Raw genomic sequence first — 24884 nt, forward strand, 5'->3', positions numbered from 1 at the left:
TGCGATGGGCGCGCGAGAGCACTCAGCGCGCAGAGCTTGAAGACAATTCTACGACCTCGTCGGCCGCAGCGGCGACCGTCTCGTTCACGATGAGGTGGTCGAACTCGTTCTGCGCGGCCAGTTCGACCTTCGCGGTGCGCAGTCGGCGCGCCCGTTCCTCGGGGCCCTCGGTGCCTCGTCCGACCAGCCGCTGCACCAGTTCGTCCCAGCTCGGCGGCAGCAGGAAGATGAGCGTGGCCGACGGCTCGGCGGCCCGCACCTGGCGCGCGCCCTGCAGATCGATCTCGAGCAGCACCGTCCTGCCCTCGGCCAGTGCGGCGTCGATCGGCGCCCGCGGCGTGCCGTAGCGGGAGCGGTTGTGCACGACGGCGTACTCCAGGAGCTCACCCTCGGCGATGAGCCGATCGAACTCGGCGTCGTCGACGAAGTAGTAGTGCACCCCGTCGACCTCGCCCGGTCGCGGAGCCCTCGTCGTGGCCGAGACCGAGAGGTGGATCTCGGGGTGGTTCTCGCGGATGTGCGCCGCCACGGTGCCCTTGCCGACAGCCGTGGGGCCCGCGAGGACGAGCAGTCGGCTGCGTGCCCCGCGCGGCTCCGGAACCGGGAAGCGGCCGTCGAGCCACTCCGCGAGCGCGGCGCGCTGACGCACGCCCAGTCCGCCGAGGCGCTTCACCGGGGAGATCCGCAACTCGTCGAGGACGCGATCGCGCTTGCCCGCTCCGATCGCCGGGAGCGCCAGCAGGAAGTCGGTGATCCGCAACGAACCCTCGACCGAGTCGGCATCCTCCGTCGCGCGCCGCAGCACCGCCTGCGGCGTCACCACGCGCGTGGTCAGATCGCGCTTGAGCGATGCGCGTGCACGCCGGCGTTCGACCGCCTTGCGCGCCGCCGCGGCGCGGTCGACCTCGGGAACCACCCGGACATCAGACATTCAGGGACTCCTCGTACTCTGCGACGCGCGCGGTCACGGCATCGGCCAATCCGTTCGGCCCGGCGGCGAGAACGCTCCGGCTCTCGCTCGCGATCACGCAGGGCGCCATGGTGCCGAAACGCGGGCGCAGATCCTGCGGGGTCGCGCCCTGCGCTCCGAACCCCGGGGCGAGGATGGGCGCGGGTGGGGCGAACGCCGCGATCGCGGCATCCGTCCAGACCACGGTCGCGCCGATCACGAAGCCCGCGCTCCCCCACTCGCCGTCGGAGACGGCGGCGGCGTTGCGCGTGGACACCTCGTCGATCACCTGCGCGGAAACGGTCGAGCCGCCAGAACCCGTCGACGCCTGCAGCGACCGCGCCTCGGGGTTGCTGGTCGCCGCCAGGACGAACAGCCCCTTCCCGTGCGTGTGCGCCAGAGCGAGAGCGCCATCGAGCGCCCCTACACCGAGGTACGGGTTCACCGTCAGCGCGTCGGCCTCGAGCGGCGAGCCCGGGGTCAGCCAGGCGGCCGCGTACGCATCCATGGTGCTGCCGATGTCGCCGCGCTTCGCATCGGCGATCACCAGCAGGCCCGCTCGCCGTGCAGCGGCCAGCACGTCCTCGAGGGCCGCGAAGCCCGCCGAACCGAAACGCTCGAAGAACGAGACCTGCGGCTTCACGAAGGCGACGCGCTCGGCGACGGCATCCACCGTGCGAAGACCGAACTCCCGCACACCTCGGGCGTCGTCGGCCAGACCCCACGACGCCAGCAGCGCCGCGTGCGGATCGATTCCGACACAGAGCGGGCCGCGCGCGAGGATCCCCGCGCGCGCCCGCTCACCGAAACCTGCACTCACACCGTGGCCTGACGGTCGAGCGCATACTCCTGCAGGCTCTTCACCTGGAAGCCCTCGTCGGCCGCGTCCATACCGCTCACGGCAGCGCCGAGCACGGCCATGGTCGTGAACAGCGCCTTGTCGGCGGCGACGGCCGCCGCGCGGATCTCGTAGCCGTCGGCACGCGCCGTGCCACCCGAGGGGGTGTTCACGACGATGTCGATCGCTCCGTCGTTGATCAGGTCGACGATGTTCTGCGCGCCCGACTCATGGGTCTCGCTGAACTTCTCCACGACCTGCACCGCGATGCCGTTGCGGGAGAGGATCTCCGCCGTGCCCTCGGTCGCGACGATCGTGAAACCGAGCTGCTGCAGCCGGTGCGCGGGCAGGATGACCGCCCGCTTGTCGGAGTCGGCGACCGAGATGAACACGGTGCCCGAGGTGGGCATGCCCCCGTATGCCGCCGCCTGGCTCTTGGCGAAGGCCGTCGGGAAGTCCTTGTCGATGCCCATGACCTCACCGGTCGAGCGCATCTCCGGTCCGAGCACGGAGTCGACGATCTTGCCGTCCTTGGTGCGGAAGCGCTTGAACGGGAGCACGGCTTCCTTCACCGCGACGGGCGAGCCGAGCGGCACCCGCGAACCGTCGTTCTCGGGCAGCATGCGCTCGGACTTCAGCTCGGCGATCGTGGAGCCGGCCATGACGCGGCTGGCCGCCTTCGCGAGCGGGATCCCCAACGCCTTCGAGACGAACGGGACCGTACGGCTGGCGCGCGGGTTGGCCTCGATCACGTAGAGCACGCCGGCGCTGATCGCGAACTGCACGTTCAGCAGGCCACGGACTCCGACGCCCTGAGCGATCGCGAGCGTCGCGGTGCGCACCCGATCGATGTCGCTGCGTCCGAGCGAGATGGGCGGAAGGGTGCAGCTCGAGTCGCCGGAGTGGATGCCGGCCTCCTCGAGGTGCTCCATCACGCCGCCGATGTAGAGCTCGGTGCCGTCGAACAGCGCGTCGACGTCGATCTCGATCGCGTCGTCGAGGAAGCGGTCGACGAGAAGGGGCTTGCCCTCCTCGATGACGACCTCGCCGGCGGTGCGCACGAAGTAGTCGCGCAGGCTCTCGGTGTCGTAGACGATCTCCATGCCGCGACCACCGAGCACGAAGCTCGGGCGCACGAGAACCGGGTAGCCGATGTCCTCGGCGACCGCCACGGCGCCGTCGACGTCGATCGCGGTACCGTGGCGCGGGGCCACGAGCCCGGCGGCGTCGAGGATACCGCTGAACAGTGCCCGCTCCTCCGCGAGGTCGATCGCGGCAGGACTCGTGCCGAGGATCGTGTACCCCGCCGCCTCGATGCCCTTCGCGAGCCCCAGCGGGGTCTGGCCGCCGAGCTGGCAGACGACACCCAGGATGGTGCCGCTGGCGGCCTCGGCGTCGAGGACCTCGAGGACGTCTTCGAGCGTCAGGGGCTCGAAGTACAGACGGTCCGAGGTGTCGTAGTCGGTCGACACGGTCTCCGGGTTGCAGTTGACCATGACGGTCTCGTACCCGGCATCCGACAGCGCGAACGACGCGTGCACGCACGAGTAGTCGAACTCGACTCCCTGTCCGATGCGGTTCGGTCCCGAGCCGATGATGACGACCTTGGTGCGTTCGGAGGGCTCGACCTCGGTCTCGAAGTCGTAGCTCGAGTAGTGGTACGGCGTGAGGGCGGGGAACTCGCCGGCGCAGGTGTCGACGGTCTTGTAGACCGGGCGGATGCCGAGGCCGCGGCGCACGCCGCGGATCTCGTCCTCGCTCTCGCCGCGGATCTCGGCCAGCTGCGCGTCGGAGAAGCCGTGCTCCTTCGCGTAGCGCAGGGTGGCGGCGTCGAGCTCGGGAGCGGTGCGCACGATCTCGGCGACCTCGTTGATGAGGACGATCTGGTCGAGGAACCAGGGGTCGATCGCGGTCGCGTCGAAGGCCTGCTCGATCGTCGCGCCCTTGCGCAGCGCCTGCTGCAGCACCACGATGCGACCGTCGGTCGGCGTCTTCGAGATCTCGAGGAGCTCTTCGACGGAGCGCTCCTCCGGACCCCAGTGGAAGCTCGAGCCGCGCTTCTCGAGGGAACGCAGCGCCTTCTGCAGGGCCGTGGCGTAGTTGCGACCGATGGCCATCGCCTCGCCGACCGACTTCATGGTGGTCGTGAGGGTGACGTCGGCGGCCGGGAACTTCTCGAACGCGAAGCGGGGCACCTTCACCACGACGTAGTCGAGCGTGGGCTCGAAGCTCGCCGGCGTCACGCCGGTGATGTCGTTCGGGATCTCGTCGAGGCGGTAGCCGAGGGCGAGCTTCGCCGCGAGCTTCGCGATCGGGAATCCGGTCGCCTTCGAGGCCAGCGCGCTCGAACGCGAGACGCGGGGGTTCATCTCGATCACGATGATGCGCCCGTTCTCGGGGTTCACCGCGAACTGGATGTTGCAGCCACCGGTGTCGACGCCGACGGCGCGGATGATGTCGATGCCGATGTCGCGCAGCTTCTGGTACTCGCGGTCGGTGAGCGTGAGCGCCGGAGCGACGGTGATCGAGTCGCCGGTGTGTACACCGACCGGGTCGACGTTCTCGATCGAGCAGACGACGACCGTGTTGTCGGACGTGTCGCGCATGAGCTCGAGCTCGTACTCCTTCCAGCCGAGGATCGACTCCTCGAGGAGCACCTCGTTGGTGGGCGAGTCGTGCAGACCCGCGCCGGCGATGCGCCGCAGGTCCTCCTCGTCGTAGGCGAATCCGGAGCCGAGGCCGCCCATGGTGAAGCTCGGGCGCACCACGAGCGGGTACCCGAGCTCGTCGGCGGCCGCCAGCACCTCGTCCATGGTGTGCGCGATGCGCGAGTCGGCCACGTCGGCGCCGGCGTCGAGCACCAGCTGCTTGAAGATCTGGCGGTCCTCGCCCTTGTTGATCGCCTCGAAGTTCGCGCCGATCAGCTCGACGTCGTACTTCTCGAGGATGCCGTGGTTGTGGAGCTGGATCGCCGCGTTGAGCGCGGTCTGGCCGCCGAGGGTCGGAAGGATCGCGTCGGGGCGCTCCTTCGCGATGATGGTCTCGATGACCTCCCAGGTGATCGGCTCGACGTACGTGGCGTCGGCGAAGTCCGGGTCGGTCATGATCGTCGCGGGGTTCGAGTTCACGAGGATGACGCGCACGCCCTCCTCGCGGAGCACGCGGCACGCCTGGGTGCCGGAGTAGTCGAACTCGCAGGCCTGGCCGATGACGATCGGGCCGGAGCCGATGACGAGGACGGAGTTGATGTCGTCGCGCTTGGGCATTACTTGGCGTCCTTCTGGCTGGCGATGACCAGGTCGCGGAACCGGTCGAAGAGGTAGTTGGCGTCGTGCGGTCCTGCCGCGGCCTCCGGGTGGTACTGCACCGAGAAGGCGGGGATGTCGAGAGCGCGGAGGCCCTCGACCACGTTGTCGTTGAGGCCGACGTGGCTGACCTCGACCTTGCCGTAGCCGTTCGGGCTGTCGAACGCGCCGTCGAGCGGAGCGTCGACCGCGAACCCGTGGTTGTGCGCGGTGATCTCGACGCGCCCGGTGGACTTGTCGAGCACGGGCTGGTTGATGCCTCGGTGTCCGAACGGCAGCTTGTAGGTGCCGAGGCCGAGCGCGCGCCCCAGCAGCTGGTTGCCGAAGCAGATGCCGAAGAACGGCAGGCCGTCGTCGAGCACGGCGCGCAGGAGCTCGACGTGGTCGCCGGATGCCGCGGGGTCACCCGGGCCGTTCGAGTAGAAGACGGCGACGGGGTCGATCGCGCGGATGTCGTCGATGGTCGACGTCTGCGGCATCACGTGCACCTCGAAACCGCGGGAGGCGAGGTTGTCGATCGTGGCCTGCTTCACCCCGAGGTCGAGGACGGCGAGGTTGCCGACCCGCTCCCCCAGCGCCGTCGTGATCGTGACGGCGTCGACCGAGACCTCGGCCGACAGGTTCTGACCCGCCATCTGCGGCGCTTCGCGCACGATGCGCACCTGCTCCTCGGCGTCGAGCGCGGCATCCGCTCCCGAGAAGATGCCGCCGCGCATGGAGCCGGCGGAACGGATGTGGCGCGTGATGGCGCGGGTGTCGATACCGCTGATGCCCACGATCCCGTCCTGCACGAGGACGTCGTCGAGCGAGGCGTTCGCGCGCCAGTTCGAGACGACGCGCGAGGGGTCGCGCACGATGTAGCCGGCGACCCAGATGCGGCGGGACTCGGGGTCCTCGTCGTTCATCCCCGTGTTACCGATGTGGGGTGCGGTCTGCAGCACGATCTGGCCGGCGTACGACGGGTCGGTGATCGTCTCCTGGTAACCGGACATTCCGGTCGAGAAGACGACCTCGCCGAGGGCGGTGCCGCGCGCGCCGTAGGCGCGGCCGGTGTAACGGGTGCCGTCCTCGAGGACGAGCACGGCGGATTCGGGAAGAGCGGTCATTCTGTGGCTCCTGTGTCGTGAGCGGCGGGGATGAGCCGTCGCAGGTCGGAGATGAGGTTCTGGGGATCGCCGGTGGCGAGTCGCAGGTAGGAATCGACGACGGTGTGGTCGTCGGCCCGCCAGTCGATCCGCACGAGTCCGCCCGGCTCGACCACGCGGTCGATGGTGACGGTCGCGCGGCCGATGTCGACCAAGCGGGAGGAGGCGAGGAACACGGTCGGTGCTCCGTCGAGGCAGAGCGCCACGCCGCGGTCCGTGATCGCGAGCTCACCGCGTGCGCGGTAGGCCAGCGGCGAGATCGCGAGGCGCTCGAGGGGCTGGTCGTGCTTCGTTGTCGAGACGTAGAGCACTTCATGACGCGACGCGACCTCGGCGTGCTCGGGCACTCCCAGCGGAGCGACGATCGCCGAATCGCGTCGCTGCCGTCGTCGCCACGAGAGCAGCATCGTCAGCAGGACGAGGAGGGCGACGGCGATGGTGATCGCGATCGCGATGTCCCGTGCGCTCATGCGTTCAGGCCCTCGACCAGCGAGCCGGCGTCGACCGTCAGCCGTCCACCGTGCACCGTGTACTCCACCCGACCGGGCAGGGCCCGACCGAGGTAGGGAGAGTTGGTGCTGCGCCCGTGCAGGTCCCCCTCGCTGAAGACGCCCTCGACCGAGGCGTCGTAGAGCGCGAGCTGCGCGGGCTGCCCGGCGAGGAGCGGTGTGCCGTGACCGGTGAGACGACCGATCCTGGCGGGGGTCGCGCTCATCACCCGAGCGACGTCTTCCCAGCCGAGCAGTCCGGTCTGCACCATCGACTGGTGCACGACGCGCAGGGCGCTCTCGAGCCCCACCATGCCGTTCGCGGCGGCCTGCCATTCGCACGCCTTCGCCTCGCTCGGGTGCGGCGCGTGATCGGTGGCCACGATGTCGATCGTGCCGTCCGCGAGGCCCTCGCGCACGGCGAGCACGTCCTCCTCGCGGCGCAGCGGCGGGTTGACCTTGTAGCGGGCGTCGTATCCTCGCACGAGCTCGTCGGTGAGGAGCAGGTGGTGCGGGGTGACCTCGGCGGTCACCGCGATCCCGCGCTTCTTGGCCCAGCGGATGATGTCCACCGACCCGGCGGTCGACAGATGGCAGACGTGCAGGCGCGACCCGACGTGCTCGGCGAGCAGCACGTCGCGCGCGATGATCGACTCCTCCGCGACCGCGGGCCAGCCCGTGAGCCCGAGCTCCGCCGAGACGGTGCCCTCGTTCATCTGGGCGCCCTCGGTGAGGCGCGGATCCTGTGCGTGCTGGGCGATGACGCCGTCGAAGGACTTCACGTACTCGAGGGCGCGCCGCATGATCAGCGGATCGAAGACGCAGAAGCCGTCGTCGCTGAAGACGCGCACCCGGGCGCGCGAGGAGGCCATCGCGCCGAGCTCGGCCAACCGCTCGCCCTTCTGCCCGACGGTGACCGCGCCGATCGGCTGCACGGTGGCGTAGCCGGCGGCCTCGCCCAGGGCGAGTTCCTGCTCGACGACGCCGGCGGTGTCGGCGACCGGCGAGGTGTTCGGCATCGCGAAGACGGCCGTGAACCCGCCGGATGCCGCGGCCCGCGTGCCGGTGAGGATGGTCTCGGATGCCTCGTAGCCGGGCTCCCGCAGGTGGGTGTGGAGGTCGACCAGGCCCGGCAGTGCGACCAGGCCCTCGGCGTCGATGACTCGAGCGCCGGCGCGGCTGAGACCGCTGCCGATCTCGGCGATCAGGCCGTCCTCGATGATGATGTCGGCACTGTCCGTGCCGAGCAGCTTCGCACCGGTGATGACGAGGGTCTCGCTCACAGGTCTCCCCCTCGTTCGTCGTCTCGTTCCCCTGCCAGCAGCAGGTACAGCACCGCCATGCGCACGGATACTCCGTTGGTGACCTGCTCCAGCACCGTGGAGCGAGGCGAATCGGCCGCTTCGGAGGAGATCTCCAGTCCGCGGTTCATCGGTCCGGGGTGCATCACAATGCTACCGTCCGGAAGACCGGCCACACGCCGTGCGTCGAGTCCCCAGCGCCGTGAATACTCCCGCTCAGTGGGGAAATACGCGGCATTCATCCGTTCGAGCTGGATCCGCAGCATCATGACCGCGTCCGGTTCGCCGGCCAGCGCCTCGTCGAGGTCGTAGACCACGCGGATCGGCCACAGCGATACGTTCTGCGGCACGAGCGTCGGCGGCGCGACGACGGTGACGTCGGCGCCGAGGGTCGTGAGCAGCCAGACGTTCGAGCGCGCGACCCGGGAGTGCAGCACGTCGCCGACGATCACCACACGCACGCCGGAGAGGTCGCGGCCTCGGCTGTCGGCACCGAACCGCCGCTTGCGGATCGTGAACGCGTCGAGCAGCGCCTGAGTGGGGTGCTCGTGCGTTCCATCGCCGGCGTTGACGACACCGGCGGAGATCCATCCGCTCGTCGCCAGCGTCTGCGGGGCGCCGGAGCCGGGGTGGCGGATGACGACCGCGTCGGCGCCGATCGCCTCGAGGGTCTGGGCCGTGTCCTTGAGGCTCTCGCCCTTCGACACGCTGGAGCCCTTGGCGGCGAAGTTGATGACATCGGCCGAGAGGCGCTTGGCGGCGGCCTCGAACGAGATGCGCGTCCGCGTCGAGTCCTCGAAGAAGAGGTTCACGACGGTCTTGCCCCGCAGGGTCGGGAGCTTCTTGACCTCGCGGGACTGCGTGTCGGACATGTCCTCGGCGACGTCGAGGATGCGAAGGGCGGTGGCGCGATCGAGGGTGCGGGTATCCAGGAGGTGCCTCATTCGCCGATCGTCACCTCCTCGGCCCCGTCGTTCTCGACGAGACGCACGTTGACGCGCTCGGTGCGCGCGGAGGGGATGTTCTTGCCGACGAAGTCGGGGCGGATCGGCAGCTCGCGGTGGCCGCGGTCGACCAGGATCGCCAGTCGCACGACGGACGGGCGGCCGATCGACTGGATCGCGTCGAGCGCGGCACGGATGCTCCGCCCGGAGAAGAGCACGTCGTCGACGAGCACGACCGTGCGCCCCTCGATACCGCCGGCGGGGATCTCGGTCGGACGCGGGGAACGCGTCGGATGCTTCGCCAGATCGTCGCGGAAGAGCGTGACGTCGAGCGCGCCCACCGGAACGGGACGCTGAGCGATGTCGCTGATCAGAGCGCCGAGGCGATGGGCGAGCGTCACTCCGCGGGTCGGGATACCCAGCAGGACGAGGTCATCGGCCCCTCGATTCGATTCGAGGATCTCGTGCGCGATACGGGTCAGAGCCCGCGAGATATCGGCTTCGTGCAAGACGGTGCGTGCACTCATCAGCCGCTCCCTTCTCCGCCTCACAGGACGGTGTTAAAGGTTGCTTTCCTCACCAGTCTAGCGGGGTGTCAGCGCCAGCCGAGCACGTCGCGGGCCCTCGCGTCCGAAGCGGGGCATTCATCCTCTGGTGCGGAGCGGAGGCGCTCGTGTGAAAGCATCGCCGACTCGGCACCGGCCGCAGAGGTGATCGCCGCGAGCGCGGCTGCGATGGGAGCCGCCGCCGTCTCGACGATTGCGGGAGTGCTCTCCGGGGCGGCGTGCGGATAGACGACGAGCTCGGCTATCCCGTTCGACACGCGCCGTGCCGTCGCGATGATGACGACCTGCGGCGTGTCGGACCGAGACGATTCCTCCCGGCGTCCGGCCAGGAAGCTCGCCAGGCGACTCCGCCGGTGCGCAGCCGCCCCTCGTCCGCTCGCTTCGAGGGCGACCGCGATCCATCCCGCCTCGTCGGCGGTATCGGCGAACGCGGACTCTCGCACAGCGAAACCCTGCTCGGCGAAGAAGTCCGTTGCGATGCGCAGGAGTCGATCGGTCGTCGAACGCACCACCCACCGCGCGCCCTCGAGGGCCGGGAGCGTCACGCGGTCAGCTCGCCTCGGCGAGCACGTCGCCGGCCGGCTCCTCGAGCTTCGAGGAGCGGATCGGGTGACCGCTCGTCGACAGGCAGCGACCGGTCTTCAGGTCCCACTTCCAGTCGTGCATGCTGCACGTGAGGATGCCGTCGCCGTCGACCGTTCCGGTGCGGGTGAGGTCGGCGCGCAGGTGCGGGCACCGACGCTGCACGAGCCAGTCGCCGATCTCGGCGTCCTCGGTCTGGTCGGTCTGCTCCTGGTACCAGTTCTCGACGTACTCGATGCGGTCGACCGACAGGCACTTGAGGAACGTCGTCAGGAACTCGTTGAACTTGCCGCTGCGCCCCACCTGGAACTGCATCGACAGGAAGATCGAGTTCGACCAGTCGATCTCGTGATCACGGATGTTCGTCGAGACGAGGTCGGCGGGGATCGTGTACCAGTAGACGCACTCCTCCCCCGCGTACTCGCGCACCTTGGCGCGCGGGAAGTCGACCACCATGTCGAGGTCGCCGATCCGGAAACGCACGTTGCCGCCGACGCCGAGACGGATCGTGCGGGACTTCTTCAGCAGCGGCTCCCACCACTCCTTGATCGCCGCGAGGATCTCTTCCGCGGGCAGCGCCTCGGCGCGCGAGGCCTCTTCGTCGCGGATCTCCTGCTGACGGCTGGCCCGCTGCTCCTCGAGGTAGTCCCACTTCTCGTCGAAGATGTGCGAGATCTCGGCATCGGTGTACAGCGTCTGCTCGGTCGTGACGTCACCCGAGGCGACCGTGACGACCGTGCCGGGGATGAAGAGCTGACCGTCGTACTGCGGCGCCAGCTCCTTCATGTGCGCGAGGAACTGCTTCTGGTCGGTGAAGATCGATTCGCCGTTGCGCCCCGTGCCGTTGAAGTCGAAGAGCTCGTCGCGCAGGAACATGGGCGGGCCCGCCATCGGGAACACGTGCGGCGCATCGACCTTCTCGATGTAGTACATCGCGCGCTTGTTCTGCGCCTCGCGCTTGAGCTGGGCGAAGTTCTGCTTCGCATCCATCGGGAGGTCGTAGACCATCGGCCACCAGATCGCGCCCGAGACCTGCGTGAAATACGCGTCAGGCTTGCCGAAGTGCAGCAGGCTGTCGAGGTCGAGCGGGTGCGAATCGTTCTGGTTCAGCACCGACCCGGTGCCGTCGTCGATGCTGAGCGAGGAGTCGCCGATCGGGCCGTCGCTGGGGGCGCGCAGCGGGGTGATCATGATCTTGAGGTCGCCGCGCTCGATGATCTCGCCCGCGGGCGCGTACGTGATGTTGGTGTAACCGAGGGCCCGGATGTCCTGCTCGAGATCGTCGATCGGGTACTCGGGCAGCAGCACCTCGATGTCCTTGCGGATGTACCGCTCGAGCAGCTTCGGGTCGAAGTGGTCGCGGTGACGATGCGAGATGTAGAGGAAGTCCGCTTCCCTCCCGAAGCGCTCCCAGTCGAGCGCGCGGTTGTCGGGGAAGGGGAACCAGGAGCCGAAGAAGGACGGTCCGAGCACGGGGTCGCAGATGATGTTCCCGCCGACCGTCTCGATGAACATCCCGGCGTGGCCGAGTCCCGTGATCCGCATTGCGCTCCTCCTGGTGCATCCCGGACGCCCCTGTTCGAGCGCCCTCCTGGACGGCACCGATTCTACCCGCGCCCCGCTGTGCGTCCGCAGCGACCGGGCCGTGGATAACCCGGTGTCGGGGACTCAGTCGTCGAAGAGTCCGCGGATGTCGTCCGCGGTGAGCGCCTGAGCGAAGAGGGCCTCGTCGTCCATCACGGCCGAGAAGAGCCGTGCCTTGCGCCGCTGCAGGTCGAGCACCTTCTCCTCGATCGTGCCTACCGAGATCATGCGATAGACGAAGACCTGCGCGGACTGTCCGATGCGGTGCGTGCGGTCGACGGCCTGCGCCTCGGCCGCCGGGTTCCACCACGGGTCCAGCAGGAAGACGTAGTCGGCCTCGGTGAGCGTCAGGCCGAACCCACCGGCTTTGAGGCTGATGAGGAAGACCGGCTGCGTGCCGTCCCGGAAGCCGTCGACGATCTCCTGTCGGCGCAGGGACGCTCCGTCGAGATGCGCATACGGGATGCCGGCGGCGGTGAGCCGTTCGGCGGCGAGGTCGAGGAACGACGTGAACTGGCTGAAGACGAGGGCGCGGTGGCCCTCCTCCTGCAGTTCGGCGACCCTCTCCAGCAGAACGTCGAGCTTGCGCGACCCGATCCGGCGATCGTTCGCATCGATGAGGGCCGGCGACAGGCTCAGCATCCGCAGCAGCGTCAGCGAACGGAACACGATGAACCGGTTGCGATCGAGATCGGGCAGCAGACCGAGCACCTTCTGACGCTCGCGCTGCAGCACGGCCTCGTACAGCGCGCGATGCGAGGCGCTGAGCTCGACCTCGAGGATCTGCTCCTGCTTCGAGGGGAGGTCGGGGGCCACGTGCTCCTTGGTGCGCCGCAGCACCAGGGGGCGGATCCGTCGCCGCAGCTGCGCGAGACGACGCTGACGGTAGGGGCCGCCCTCCTCGTTCTCGGGGACCTTGCCCTGCTCGATCGGCTGGATGTAGCGCTCACGGAACTTTCGGGCGGAGGGGAAGAGACCGGGTGCGGTGAGCTGGAGCAGCGCCCAGAGCTCGGTGAGGCTGTTCTCGAGGGGGGTTCCGGTCACGGCGATCGTCACGTCCGAGCGGAAGCCCGCGATCGCGCGGTGCAGTTTGGTCGCGGGATTCTTGACGAACTGGGCCTCATCGAGCACGATCCCCGCCCACTCGACCGCGGCGAAGGCATCCGCGTCGAGACGGGCGACCGCGTAGGTGGTGACGACCACGTCGGTGCCGAACGGCTCGGCCAGACCGGACGAGCGCGTCGCGCCGCGCACCTGCACCGCCAGCCCGGGGGCGAACCTGGCCGCCTCGGACTGCCACGTTCCGGCGACCGACGTCGGCGCGATCACGAGGAACGGCCGGCGCTCCCCCGTCTCGCGGGCATGCGCGATCAGAGTGAGGATCTGGAGTGTCTTCCCCAGGCCCATGTCGTCGGCGAGGATCCCGCCCAACCGGTGCTGCCAGAGGAAGGCGAGCCAGTCGAATCCCTCCTTCTGATACGGACGCAGCTCGGCGATGATCCCTTGCGGCATCGGTGCGGACGGCACACCCGTGGCAGCGCGCAGCCCTTCGGCCGTGGCCCGCCAGGTGACGGCGGGGAGAGCCTGATCGGCGAGATCCTCGAACTCCTCCCAGAGGTCGGTCTGATGACGGCTGATGCGGGGCCCGGTCTCCCACTCGTCGAGGTCGGCAGCCTCGTCGAGTAGTTCGCGCAAGCGGTCCAGCGCAGGATGCTGCAGCGAGAAGTAGCTCCCGTCGACGAGCAGGAGTTTCCTACGCCCCTTCGTCAGAGCGGTGAAGAGCGGTTCGAACGGGATCAGTCGGCCGTCGATGCGCACGAGCACGCCGAGGTCGAACCAGTCGGGGTCGGCGGACTCGACCGTCGAGACCGTCACCTCCGGTTCGCCGGTGAGCTCGTGATACGTCTTGCGTCGACCGGACACCTCGACGAGCACCCCCTCGACCTCGAGACGGGGGACGAGATGCGTGACGAACTCCGCGGCTTCGACGTCGTGGAACGTCCCTGTCGATGTGAAGCGCTCCCCCGTCGCCCGCTGCCAGACCGCGAGGATCGGTTCGAGGATTGCCGTCTCGGCCGCCCGATCGCGCACGCCGTGGGTGGACTCGTCGAGAGGCACGCGACCGAAGCCCCGGTACTCCCATTCGAACGCGAAGGCGATCGTGTCGCCGCGACGGAACGTGAGCTGGAGCACCGGTGTCGGCAGGGGCAACGGCGGAAGATCGACCCGCGCACTGCCGCGCACCTCGATGCGACGCGCCAGCAGCGGATACGCCTCGCGCAGGAACGCCTCTTCGTCTGCACGCGGCACGACCAGAGGGCCGGAAGCGGCGATCAAAGCGTGCACCGAGTCGCTGAGCGGGATCTCGGCCAGGACCACCCGCACCCGGTGTCCGTGGGAGGTCACGGCGTAGATGCCGCTGCGTCCGATCGGGCGGATGTCTGCGTCGCCGATCGTCTCACCGTCGAACTCGCCCACGGCCGACACCTCGAGGTCGCCCTCGTCATTCCTGGCGATGTCCGCGCGCACACCCGCACGGTCGGCCAGCACGACCTCGACATCCTTCTGCGTCGGGACGAGCGGGATTCCGAGTGCCGCGCCCGCGCGGAGGTGGGACCACAGCAGACGGGATTCGAGGTGGTCGACCAGCAACCAGTCACCCGCGGTGCCCGAGAGCAGTGAATCGCGCGCGATGCTCAGGAGGTCCGCGAACCAGCGCGAACGCTCACGCCCGTACCGCGCCGACGACCGCCGAACGGCGTCCCACGTGGCGCCGCCCTGTACCCACGCACCGCTGGCGGCGCTGCGCTCCAGAGGACGGATGCCGAGGAGGATCTCCCCCGTGCGCCGGGCGACGTCGCGAGGTGTCGCCGCACGGAGCGGTCGGGCCGCCCAGGGGTTGCCCCCACGCGACTCGCGGTAGCGGAGCTCGACACCGAGGGCGAGCGGAGCGAGGTCGTCGTCAGCGTCGTCGCGCGAACCGAGCAGCGCGCGCCACCCGTCGTCCGGACGCGACGGGTCGCGTCGCGCGGGATCGATCGGGAGCGCCATGGACCTCATCCTCCCCCGCACCTCCGACACGCGGCGGAGGTGCGATCAGAGCGTTCAGGCCGCGCGGGACACCCGACCGAGGACGCCGTGCACGAACGCGCCCGAGTCATCGGTCGAGAACTCCTTGGCGAGCTCCACGGCCTCGTCGATCGCGACGGCCGTCGGGACCTCGTCGTTGTGCAGGATCTCCCAGACGGCGATGCGCAGGAGTGCGCGGTCGACCGCCGGCATCCGCTCGATCTTCCACTCACGGCTGTGCGTGGTGATCTGCTCGTCGATCTCGTCGCGGTGATCGATGATGCCGTCGACGATCTCACGGGCGTACAGCCAGGAGGCCTCGCGAGCAGGTTCGCTCGCCGCCCGCTTGGCCTCGGCCGCGAGGGCGATGGCGACGTCGTCTCCGCGCACGTCGGCGGAGAAGAGGATGTCGAGTGCGCGCTTGCGCGCCTTCGTCCGAGCGCTCACGCCTTACTTCTCGCGACCCAGGTACTCACCCGTGCGGGTGTCGACCTTGATCTTGGTGCCGGTCTCGAGGAACAGCGGAACCTGCATCTCGTAGCCGGTCTCGAGGGTGGCGGGCTTCGTGCCGGCCGACGAGCGGTCGCCCTGCAGACCGGGCTCGGTGTACGTCACCTCGAGGATGACCGACGCCGGAAGGTCGATGTACAGCGGGTTGCCGTTGTTCAGAGCGATCGTGACCTGCTGGTTCTCGAGCAGGAAGTTCTTCGCGTCGCCGACCGTGGCCGCGCCGACCGTGAGCTGGTCGAAGTCGGTGGCGTCCATGAAGACGAAGCCGTCGCCGTCGTTGTACAGGTAGGTGAAGTCGCGGCGGTCGACGTTCTCGATGTCGATCTTCGCGCCCGCGTTGTACGTGCGGTCGACGACCTTGCCGGAGACGACGTTCTTGAGCTTGGTGCGCACGAACGCACCGCCCTTTCCGGGCTTCACGTGCTGGAACTCGATGACGCTCCAGAGCTGCCCGTCGATGCTGAGGACGACGCCGTTCTTGATGTCTGCGGTAGATGCCATGCGCTGAGAGTTCCGTTCCTGTGTGGTTTTCGCGGCCGCCCTCGCAGGGCGCGGACCCGGCCGACAGTAGATTCTACGGGATGAGGGCGGTGAGCCGTCGCACGGCCTCGGCGTACCCCTCCACGCCGCGCCCGATCACCCGCACGGCGGCGACGTCTTCGAGGTAGGAATGGTGGCGGAACTCCTCGCGCGCGTGCACGTCCGAGATGTGCACCTCGGCGAAGGGCAGGGCGATCCCGGTCAATGCGTCACGCAGCGCCACGGACGTGTGGGTGAGCCCGCCGGGGTTGATCACGATCGCGGCGCAGTCCTCGCGGGCGGCCTGGATCGCATCGATCAGGACGCCCTCGTGATTGCTCTGGATCGCCCGGATCTCGTAGCCCGCGGCGGCGGCGGCATCGGTCGTGAGACGCTCGACGTCGGAGAGCGTCGCCGTGCCGTAGACCTCGGGCTCGCGCGTGCCGAGCAGATTGAGGTTGGGGCCGTTGACCAGCAGAATCCGAGCGCTCACGCGCCGACCTCCTGGTAGGCGGCGAAGAGCAGCGACTCGTCGGGAGCCTGGAGAACGGTCGGCTTGGCGATGTCGTCGAGCAGGATGAAGCGGAGCATTCCGCCGCGGCTCTTCTTGTCGCGCTGCATCGTGGCCAGGAGTTGCGGCCAGGCGCCCGCGCGGTACGAGGTCGGGAGACCGAGCGACTCGAGAACCGCGCGGTGGCGCAGCGCCGTCTCGTCGGACAGGCGCCCGGCGAGACGCGAGAGCTCGGCGGCGAAGAGCATCCCCACCGAGATCGCCGCGCCGTGGCGCCAGCGGTATCGCTCGGCATGCTCGATGGCGTGTCCGAGCGTGTGGCCGTAGTTGAGGATCTCGCGCTGCCCGGCCTCTCGGAAGTCCTCCGAGACGACGGCGGCCTTCATCTCGATCGCGAGCTCGACGGCGCGGCGGAACTCGTCCGAGGCCGGATCCACGGCGCGTGCGGGATCCGCCTCGACGATGTCGAGGATCTCCGGTGCCCAGATGAAGCCGGCCTTCACGACCTCGGCGAACCCGGCCGTCGCCTCGTTGGCGCTGAGGCTGCGCAGCTCGTCCAGGTCGCCGATCACCGCACGCGGCGCCCAGAACGCCCCGACGAGGTTCTTGCCCTCCGCGGTGTTGATCCCGGTCTTGCCCCCGACGGAGGCGTCGACGAGACCGAGGACGGTGGTGGGCACCTGCACGAGCTGGATGCCGCGCAGCCAGGTCGCGGCCACGAAACCGGCCAGGTCGGTCACCGCTCCCCCGCCGTAGCCGATCACGGCATCCGTGCGCGTGAAGTCCGCCTGACCCATCACCTGCCAGCAGAAGGCCGCCACCTCGATGCGCTTGCCCTGCTCGGCATCCGGAATCTCTGCGAGCAGAACCTCGCGCGGACCGTTCTCGGTGTCCGCGAGGAGTCTGTCGCGCAGTTCGGCCGCCCGCGCGGCGAGCGTCGGAGGGTGCACCACGAGAATCTTGCGCACCGTGGGCGTCAGCGCCTCCGACACGCGGTCGAGGATGTCCCGACCGATCACGATGTCGTAGGCATCGTCTCCGGTGACGCTGATGGTCGTGGTGGTCATCGCTGCTCTCTCCTCCAGGTGACGATCTCGTCTGCGATCTTCTGCATCGGCCGGCGCGACGTGTCGAACGTCGCCGTGGCCACTTCTTCGTACCAGTCCCGGCGCGCCTCGAAGATCGAGGTCCATCGCTCCAGGGGATCCTCCGACTCGAGCAGCGGGCGCCCGGCTCCGCGGATCCGATCCGCGACCGCCTCGGGACTCACCGTGAGGAAGACCACGGGATGCGCGCCCAGCAGCGCGCGGGTCCCGGCATCCGTCACGGCGCCGCCGCCGAGGGAGATCACACCGCCCTCCGCGAGCGCGTCGGCGACCGCGAGCCGCTCCAGCTCGCGGAAGTGACCCTCGCCGTACTCGGCGAAGATCACGGGGATCTGGCCGTGGGCGGCGACGATGCGCTTGTCGGTGTCGATGAACGGCACGCCCAGGCGGCGTGCGACACGCCGCCCCACACTGGTCTTGCCCGCAGCCATGGGACCGACGAGCACCAGTGTGAGCGGATCAGTGCTGTTCGTCATGCGCGAGCAGCGCGGCCTCGGATGCCGGCGCGGTGCGCAACTCCGCCGGGATCGCCGCGAGGTATCCCTCAAGGTTGCGACGGGTCTCGCCGACGCTGTCGCCGCCGAACTTCTCGAGCACGGCCCGGGCGAGTTCGATGGCGACCATCGCCTCGGCCACGACGCCCGCCGCGGGGACGGCGCACACGTCGGAGCGCTGGTGGTGGGCCGTCGCGTCGTCGCCGGTCGCGATGTCGATCGTGCGCAGCGCATGCGGCACCGTGGCGATCGGCTTCATGCCGGCGCGCACGCGCAGCACGGTGCCGGTCGACATCCCGCCCTCGGTTCCGCCGGCACGGTCGGAGCCGCGGGTGATGCCGCCGTCGGTCGCGAAAAGCTCGTCGTGGGCGGCCGAGCCGCGACGACGTGTCGTCTCGAATCCGTCGCCGACCTCGACCCCCTTGATGGCCTGGATGCTCATGAGCGCCTGCGCGAGGCGGGCATCGAGCCGGCGGTCCCAGTGCACGTGCGAGCCGAGCCCCGGCGGGAGGCCGTAGGCGAGCACCTCGACGATGCCGCCGAGGGTGTCACCGTCCTTCTTCGCATCGTCGACCTCGGCGACCATCAGCGCGGAGGTGGTCGCGTCGAAGCACCGGAGCGGATCGGCGTCGAGGGCGTCGACGTCGTCCGGCGTCGGCAGCGGTGAATCCGCCGGCACGGCGACCGGTCCGATCGAGAGGGTGTGGCTCACGAGACGGATGCCGAGCTCGCTGAGGAAGGAACGGGCGACGGCACCCAGCGCGACGCGGGCGGCGGTCTCCCGAGCACTCGCACGCTCGAGGATCGGGCGGGCCTCGTCGAAGTCGTACTTCTGCATGCCCACGAGGTCGGCGTGACCCGGGCGGGGGCGCGTGAGCGGGGCGCCGCGGCCGCGGGACTTGTCGGTGAGCTCGGCGGGCTCGGGGTTCATGACCTCGGTCCACTTCGGCCACTCGGTGTTGCCGATGCGCAGCGCGATCGGGCTCCCCAGGGTCCTGCCGTGGCGGACGCCGCCGGAGATGCTCAGCTCGTCCTGCTCGAACTTCATGCGCGAGCCGCGCCCGTAGCCGAGTTTGCGACGCTGGAGGTCGGCCTGGATCGCCTCGGAGGAGATCGGGACACCGGAGGGAAGGCCCTCCATGATGGCGATGAGTTCGGGGCCGTGCGATTCGCCGGCCGTCAGCACGCGGAGCATTCCTCTAGTCTCCCATGCGCGGCCGCGCCCGCCGTCCGCGTTTCAGCGACGTGTCACAGAGCGCGCGGAGTCAGAGAGCGGCGCGCATCGCGGCCAGGACGGATGCCTCGTCGTCGAGCACGTGCGCCGGGTCACCGTGCAGGAAGACGCGGATCTGACGGATCGCCTGATGGAGCAGCATCCCGAGGCCCGACACGACGGGTGCGTCGCTCCACACCGCCGCCAGCGCCGATGGCCAGGGCGCGTAGGCGGCATCGAAGAGCACTCCCCCGCCACCCGCCAAAGGCAGGGCGACGTCTGCGGGAAGAGACGTACCCGACGGAAGCGTCGCGACCGTCAGATCCACCGGGGTGGGAGGCGAATCGAACGAGGCGACGGAGACGGTCACGCCGAGACTGCCGCCGAGATCGACCAGTGCCGCAGCGCGATCCGGCCGTCGCGCGCGGATCTCCGCCCGCTCGGCACCGATCTCCGCCGCAGCGACCAGGGCGGATGCCGCCGTCGCCCCGGCACCGAGGATGCGCACGGTGCTCGCCGCCCGCATCCCGTCATCGGCCAGGGCGTCGACGATCCCCCCGACGTCGGTGTTGAACCCCGCCGGCCCGCCGTCGAGCAGGAGCGTGTTCACGGCTCCCGTGAGCGTCGCATGGCGATCGCGCACCGCCGCGGCCCTGAACGCCTGTTCCTTGAGGGGCATCGTGAGCGAGAGTCCACGCCACGATCCGTCGAGCCCGGACAGCGCCGACGGCAGGTCGTCGGCGCTCACGCGGCGGCGGTCGTACTCCCAGTCCAGCCCGAGCACACGATAGGCCGCGGCGTGGAGCGCCGGAGACTTCGAATGCGCGATCGGATCCCCCCACACCGCGAGCCGGTGGGGGGAACGAGCGTCAGCAGCCGGCATCCGGATTCGCCCGGCACCATTCGCGCCACTTCTCGATGCCGGCCTGGTGCTCCTCGTACGTCTCCGAGAACTGCGTCTCGCCCGTCGACAGATCGATCGTGACGAAGTACAGCCAGGGACCGTCCTCGGGGTGCATCGCGGCATCGATCGCGGCGAAGCTCGGACTCGCGATCGGAGTCACCGGAAGACCCGTGCGCACGTAGGTGTTCCAGTCGTTGTCGTCTTCCAGAGCCTCGGCCGAGCTCGACACGACGCCCTCGTGCAGCGAGCCGTACCCGTACTGGGCCGTCGAGTCCATCTGCAGCTTCATGTCGATGTCGAGACGGTTCTCGATCACGCGGCTCACCTTCGCGAAGTCGGCCGTGCGGCCCTCGCGCTGGATGATCGACGCGATCGTCAGGATGCGCTCGGCGTCGGTATCGGGAACGCCGGCTTCGGTCAACGCCTCCCGTGTGCGATCGACCATGCGCTGGATGACCTGCGCCGCCGTCACCTCGGGATCGAAGGTGTACACGGCCGGGAACAGCCACCCCTCGAGGCTCGGCGCGTCGACGCCGTAGGCGGCGGGATCGGCGACGGCGGCTTCGAAGTCCTCCACCGGCAGACCGAGCGACTCGGCCATCGCCGCCAGGGAGGACTCGATCGTGCCGCCCTCCGACACCGACACCGTGTTCTCGAGCTTGTTGTCCTCGTTGCGCAACGCCTCGAGCGCGGCGGCGGCGGTCATCTTCTCCTGAAGGCGGTACACACCCGGGTAGAAGGTGACCGCGATGTTCTCCTCGATCAGGTAGTCGTAGAACACGTCCTCGGTCTTGGTGACACCGGCCTCGTAGAGTGCCGTCGACACCGGGCGTCCGGTATCGCCGTCCTTGATCGTGACGAAGGCTTCGCCGGAGGCTTGGCCGTCTTCGTAGTCCTTCGGCTCACCCCAGCCCATGACGTCGTTGATCTGCTCGCCGTAGGTGTTCATCGCCCAGGCGCCGGCGGCGGCGATACCGCCGACGATCACCAGGATGATGAGCAGCGCGATCAGACATCCGCGACGTCGCTTCTTCGGTGCCTTCGCCAGAGCGCGGTCGTCATCGGGAGCCACGAACAGAGCGTCGAGGCCTCCGCCGATCGGGGCCTCGCCCTGGACGGCTTCGGCGGTGGGAGCGGCGACGGGTGCCGGCTCCCTGCCTGCCGGCGCGATCCGCACCTCTTCGGCGGACGGATGCACGGGCTCGGCCGCCGACGTCACCGGGTCGACCGCCGGCTCGACTGCCGGGACGGGGGCGCCGACCGGGTCCACGGCGTCGGGCACGGCGGCGGGAGTCGCCTCGGGTGACGCGTCGCCTCGGCGCGCGGCCTCACGGGCGGCGCGCCGGGAGCCGGGCACCGGGGCGCTGTAATCGGCCGTCGGATGCTGCTGCGTCGGCTCGGGGAGGTTCGCGAAGAGATCGCCGAGCGGCTCGTTCGCATCGGGCGCGGAGGACGCGCCATCGCGTTCGGACATGTTCAGGGATGCTCCTCGTCGGACGGGACAGCGGCACCGGCCGGGTTTCCGGTGCTCTTCTCCATGTCGATCGCCTGCTGCAGCAGCACCACCGCGGCGACCTGATCCACAATGCTACGAGAGTTCTTCTGATTTCGACCTGAAGAACGCAGGGCCGCGTGCGCGGACACGGTGCTGAGGCGTTCGTCGACGAGCCGCACCGGGACCCCGGTGCGCGTGCGAAGGGCTGCGGCGAACTCCCGTGCGTCCACCGTCGACGCGGTGTCCGCGCCCTGCATGTTCACCGGGAGACCGACGACGAACTCCATCGGCTCGTACTCGGCCGCGAGCTCCACGAGCCGATCGATCGAGGTCTCCGAGCGCGGCACGGTCTCGACGGGGACGGCGAGCATTCCGTCTGGGTCGCACCGCGCGACGCCGACGCGGGCGCGCCCGACATCGATGCCGAGGCGCACCCCGCGTCGGAAACCGCTCACGCTGCGTGCAGCTCCTGGACGATGGCGTCGAGTGCGGCGGGCAGTGCCGCGGCATCCGTTCCGCCGCCCTGCGCGACGTCGTCACGCCCGCCGCCGCCTCCGCCGAGCACTCCGGCGGCGCGCTTCGCGAGCGCTCCCGCCTTCGCACCCGCTGTGCGGGCGGCGTCGTTGGTGGCGACGACGACGACCGGACGGCCGTTCACGACGGCGCCGAGTGCGACGACCGCGGCGTCGGAGCCGAGGCGGTCGCGGACGCCGAGCACGAGTTCGCGCAGATCGTCGGCCGAGGCCAGCTCACCGAGCGACTCCGTGGCGACGTGGAACGCGTCGATCCGGCGCGCCGCGTCGGCGATCGCGGGAATCTGTCCCGCGCGCTCCTTGGACTCGAACTGAGCGATGCGCTTCTCCGCCGCCTTGAGGTTCGCAGCGAGGTCGGAGATACGCTCGGCGAGCTGATCGCGCGGCGTTTTCAGCGAACTCGTGAGCTGCGAGACGATCGCACGCTCGGCAGCGAGCTCACGGAAGGCGTCGACGCCGACGAGGGCTTCGATGCGACGGTTGGATGCTCCCACCGACGATTCTCCGACCAGGCTGACGAGGCCGATCTCGGCGCTGGAGCCGACGTGGGTTCCCGCGCAGAGCTCACGCGACCACGGGCCACCGATGTCGACCATGCGCACCACGTCGCCGTACTTCTCGCCGAACAGCGCCATGGCGCCGGCTTCCTTCGCCTCGTCGAGCGAGACGATGCGCGTGGTGACCTCGAGGGCGTCGTGGACGGCCCGGTTCGTGATCTCCTCGATCTCGGTGCGCGTGTCGGCCGACAGCGCCTGCGACCAGGAGAAATCGAAGCGCATGTAGCCGGCGCGGTTCAACGAGCCCGCCTGCGTGGCGGTCGGACCGAGCGTGTCGCGGAGCGCAGCGTGCACGAGGTGCGTCGCGGAGTGCGCCTGACGGGCCGCGCGACGGTTGGCCGCATCGACGACCGTGGTGGCGGCGTCGTCGACGGCGACCGATCCGGTGCTCACCTGCACCGTGTGGCTGATGAGCCCGGGCACGGGACGCTGCACGTCGAGCACTTCGAGTTCGAAGCCGGGGCCCACGATCGTTCCCTTGTCGGCGACCTGACCTCCGGACTCGGCGTACAGGGTCGTCTCGGCGAGGACGACCTCGGCGATCTGGCCCTCCGATGCGCTGCGCACCGGCTGCCCGTCGACGAGGATGCCCAGGATGCGGGATTGCACCTCGAGTTCGGTGTACCCGTCGAAGCCGGTCTCGCCGAGAGCGCGCAGCTCCCGGTAGACGGAGACATCCGCGAGCTGACGCTTGCGGTTGCGAGCGTCTGCCTTGGCGCGGTCGCGCTGCTCGCGCATGAGCGTGTCGAACGCGCCGCGGTCGACCTCGAGCCCGGCTTCCTCGGCGACCTCGAGCGTGAGGTCGATCGGGAATCCGTAGGTGTCGTGCAGCAGGAAGGCCTCCGGGCCGCTCAGCGCCGTCTTGCCCTCCTTCTTGGTCTCGTCGAGCGCCAGGTCGAGGATCGTCGACCCCTGGGCCAGCGTGCGACGGAAGGTCTCCTCCTCGGCGAACGCCGACGCGGAGAGGGTCGACCAGTCGCGCTCGAGCTCGGGGTACGACGACTTCATCGCGTCGCGCGAGGTGGCGAAGAGTTCGGGGAAGACCGGCTCGTCGACGCCGAGCAGCCGCATCGCACGCACCGTGCGGCGCATGAGGCGACGGAGGATGTAGCCGCGGCCCTCGTTCGACGGACGCACGCCGTCGGAGAGCAGCATGAGCGAGGAGCGCACGTGGTCGGCGATGACGCGGAAGCGCACGTCGTCCTCGTGGACCTTGCCGTAGGTGCGGCCGGAGAGCTCGACGGCACGATCGAGGACGGGGCGCACCTGGTCGATCTCGTACATGTTCTCGACGCCCTGCTTGAGGAAGGCGACGCGCTCGAGACCCATGCCGGTGTCGATGTTCTTCTGCGGGAGCTCGCCCACGATGTCGAACTCGGTCTTTCCGCGGATGTTCTCGATGAAGTCCTGCATGAACACGAGGTTCCAGATCTCCAGGAACCTCGAATCGTCGGCCGCGGGGCCGCCGTCCTTACCGTACGCCGGTCCCCGGTCGAAGAAGATCTCGGAGTCGGGGCCACCCGGGCCGGGCTGACCCGTGTTCCAGTAGTTGTCGGCGCGTCCGAGGCGCTGGATGCGCTCGGGCTTCAGTCCGATGATGTCGCGCCAGATCGACTCGGCCTCGTCATCGGTCTCGTAGACCGTGACCCAGAGGTCCTTCTCGTCGAACGCGAAGCCGCCATCGGCCTCGCTGCTGGTGAGGAGTTCCCAGGCGTAGCGGATCGCGCCCTCTTTGAAGTAGTCGCCGAACGACCAGTTGCCGAGCATCTGGAAGAACGTGCCGTGACGGGCGGTCTTGCCGACCTCTTCGATGTCGTTCGTGCGGATGCACTTCTGCAGGTCGGCGATCCGCGGATGCGGCGACGGCACGACGCCCGTGAGGTACGGGACGAAGGGCACCATGCCCGCGACCGTGAACATCAGGGACGGATCGTCGCTGACGAGCGAGGCGGAGGGGACGATGACGTGGTCGTTCTTCTCGAAGAAGTCGAGATAGCGCTGCGCGATTTCCGCAGAATTCATAGGGGTGCCCGGGTGTCCTTGTTCGGAGGTGAGAAGTTCCGCGCGGTTGCGCGAGGGGTCAGTGGTCTTCCGGCTCGGTGAGCCGGGCCTCCTGCGCGCGGTACGCGTCGCCGATGAGCGCGGTGAAGCCGTTGATCCTGGCATCGACCTCGGCGAGGATGTCGTGCCCGCGGGGGTCCTTGTTCATGAAATGCGCAGCGACGAAGCCGCCGATCACGCCGATCAGGAACCACACCATGTTCTTCATGT

22 protein-coding genes are annotated in these 24884 nt (G+C 69.3%); all 22 read right to left on the minus strand.

Annotation, left to right across the window (positions count from 1 at the left end; translation table 11 throughout):
- Positions 1-22 precede the first annotated feature (22 nt).
- Positions 23-931 carry a guanylate kinase gene (gene gmk, locus KV396_RS14675; protein ID WP_247622454.1) on the minus strand — a complete coding sequence of 303 codons (909 nt, stop codon included), beginning with the start codon at positions 929-931 and terminating at the stop codon, positions 23-25.
- Complete coding sequence (gene pyrF, locus KV396_RS14680; protein ID WP_247956176.1) at positions 924-1769, minus strand: orotidine-5'-phosphate decarboxylase; 846 nt, start codon at positions 1767-1769, stop codon at positions 924-926. The genes gmk and pyrF overlap by 8 nt, the downstream gene beginning before the upstream one ends.
- A complete protein-coding gene (gene carB / locus KV396_RS14685; protein WP_247956177.1) occupies positions 1766-5053 on the minus strand; it encodes a carbamoyl-phosphate synthase large subunit in 3288 nt (1095 codons plus the stop codon). The genes pyrF and carB overlap by 4 nt, the downstream gene beginning before the upstream one ends.
- Entirely contained in the window at positions 5053-6198 is a 1146-nt protein-coding gene (gene carA, locus KV396_RS14690) for a glutamine-hydrolyzing carbamoyl-phosphate synthase small subunit (protein ID WP_247956178.1), read from the minus strand. Before carA ends, carB begins: the two co-directional genes overlap by 1 nt.
- Positions 6195-6707, minus strand: a complete 513-nt coding sequence (locus tag KV396_RS14695) for a PH-like domain-containing protein (protein ID WP_247956179.1) — start codon at positions 6705-6707, stop codon at positions 6195-6197. The genes carA and KV396_RS14695 overlap by 4 nt, the downstream gene beginning before the upstream one ends.
- Positions 6704-8008: a dihydroorotase gene (locus KV396_RS14700; RefSeq protein WP_247622449.1), complete on the minus strand. Its 1305-nt coding sequence runs from the start codon at positions 8006-8008 to the stop codon at positions 6704-6706. Before KV396_RS14700 ends, KV396_RS14695 begins: the two co-directional genes overlap by 4 nt.
- Positions 8005-8970 carry an aspartate carbamoyltransferase catalytic subunit gene (locus KV396_RS14705; protein ID WP_247622448.1) on the minus strand — a complete coding sequence of 322 codons (966 nt, stop codon included), beginning with the start codon at positions 8968-8970 and terminating at the stop codon, positions 8005-8007. Before KV396_RS14705 ends, KV396_RS14700 begins: the two co-directional genes overlap by 4 nt.
- Positions 8967-9497 (minus strand): bifunctional pyr operon transcriptional regulator/uracil phosphoribosyltransferase PyrR, encoded by a 531-nt coding sequence (gene pyrR / locus KV396_RS14710; RefSeq protein ID WP_247956180.1) that lies wholly within the window; start codon positions 9495-9497, stop codon positions 8967-8969. The genes KV396_RS14705 and pyrR overlap by 4 nt, the downstream gene beginning before the upstream one ends.
- A gap of 68 nt (positions 9498-9565) precedes the next feature.
- Positions 9566-10081, minus strand: coding sequence for a hypothetical protein (locus KV396_RS14715; protein ID WP_247632190.1), 516 nt, complete (start codon positions 10079-10081; stop codon positions 9566-9568).
- Positions 10082-10085: 4 nt separating this feature from the next.
- Positions 10086-11663 carry a Rieske 2Fe-2S domain-containing protein gene (locus KV396_RS14720; protein ID WP_247956181.1) on the minus strand — a complete coding sequence of 526 codons (1578 nt, stop codon included), beginning with the start codon at positions 11661-11663 and terminating at the stop codon, positions 10086-10088.
- Between the two features lie 123 nt (positions 11664-11786).
- A complete protein-coding gene (locus KV396_RS14725; protein WP_247956182.1) occupies positions 11787-14753 on the minus strand; it encodes a DEAD/DEAH box helicase in 2967 nt (988 codons plus the stop codon).
- 54 nt (positions 14754-14807) lie between these two features.
- The gene (gene nusB, locus KV396_RS14730) at positions 14808-15218 is read right to left on the minus strand and encodes a transcription antitermination factor NusB (protein WP_247622443.1); all 411 of its coding nucleotides are present in this window, start codon (positions 15216-15218) and stop codon (positions 14808-14810) included.
- Between the two features lie 3 nt (positions 15219-15221).
- Positions 15222-15782, minus strand: a complete 561-nt coding sequence (gene efp, locus KV396_RS14735; protein ID WP_247622442.1) for an elongation factor P — start codon at positions 15780-15782, stop codon at positions 15222-15224.
- A 73-nt stretch (positions 15783-15855) separates the two neighbouring features.
- Positions 15856-16293, minus strand: a complete 438-nt coding sequence (aroQ, locus tag KV396_RS14740; protein WP_247632187.1) for a type II 3-dehydroquinate dehydratase — start codon at positions 16291-16293, stop codon at positions 15856-15858.
- Positions 16290-17378, minus strand: coding sequence for a 3-dehydroquinate synthase (aroB, locus tag KV396_RS14745; protein WP_247956183.1), 1089 nt, complete (start codon positions 17376-17378; stop codon positions 16290-16292). The genes aroQ and aroB overlap by 4 nt, the downstream gene beginning before the upstream one ends.
- A complete protein-coding gene (locus KV396_RS14750) occupies positions 17375-17893 on the minus strand; it encodes a shikimate kinase (protein ID WP_247956184.1) in 519 nt (172 codons plus the stop codon). The genes aroB and KV396_RS14750 overlap by 4 nt, the downstream gene beginning before the upstream one ends.
- Positions 17877-19106, minus strand: a complete 1230-nt coding sequence (gene aroC / locus KV396_RS14755; protein ID WP_247632184.1) for a chorismate synthase — start codon at positions 19104-19106, stop codon at positions 17877-17879. The genes KV396_RS14750 and aroC overlap by 17 nt, the downstream gene beginning before the upstream one ends.
- A 70-nt stretch (positions 19107-19176) precedes the next feature.
- Positions 19177-19908 carry a shikimate dehydrogenase family protein gene (locus KV396_RS14760; protein ID WP_407665537.1) on the minus strand — a complete coding sequence of 244 codons (732 nt, stop codon included), beginning with the start codon at positions 19906-19908 and terminating at the stop codon, positions 19177-19179.
- Between the two features lie 85 nt (positions 19909-19993).
- Positions 19994-21502 carry an endolytic transglycosylase MltG gene (gene mltG / locus KV396_RS14765; RefSeq protein WP_247956186.1) on the minus strand — a complete coding sequence of 503 codons (1509 nt, stop codon included), beginning with the start codon at positions 21500-21502 and terminating at the stop codon, positions 19994-19996.
- Between the two features lie 2 nt (positions 21503-21504).
- Entirely contained in the window at positions 21505-21978 is a 474-nt protein-coding gene (gene ruvX, locus KV396_RS14770; protein WP_247632181.1) for a Holliday junction resolvase RuvX, read from the minus strand.
- The gene (gene alaS / locus KV396_RS14775) at positions 21975-24635 is read right to left on the minus strand and encodes an alanine--tRNA ligase (protein ID WP_247632180.1); all 2661 of its coding nucleotides are present in this window, start codon (positions 24633-24635) and stop codon (positions 21975-21977) included. Before alaS ends, ruvX begins: the two co-directional genes overlap by 4 nt.
- 58 nt (positions 24636-24693) lie before the next feature.
- The gene (locus KV396_RS14780) at positions 24694-24882 is read right to left on the minus strand and encodes a hypothetical protein (protein ID WP_247622433.1); all 189 of its coding nucleotides are present in this window, start codon (positions 24880-24882) and stop codon (positions 24694-24696) included.
- Positions 24883-24884 lie beyond the last annotated feature (2 nt).

Origin of the sequence: Microbacterium galbinum (assembly GCF_023101185.1) — a bacterium.
In the GTDB taxonomy this organism is placed as follows: domain Bacteria; phylum Actinomycetota; class Actinomycetes; order Actinomycetales; family Microbacteriaceae; genus Microbacterium; species Microbacterium galbinum.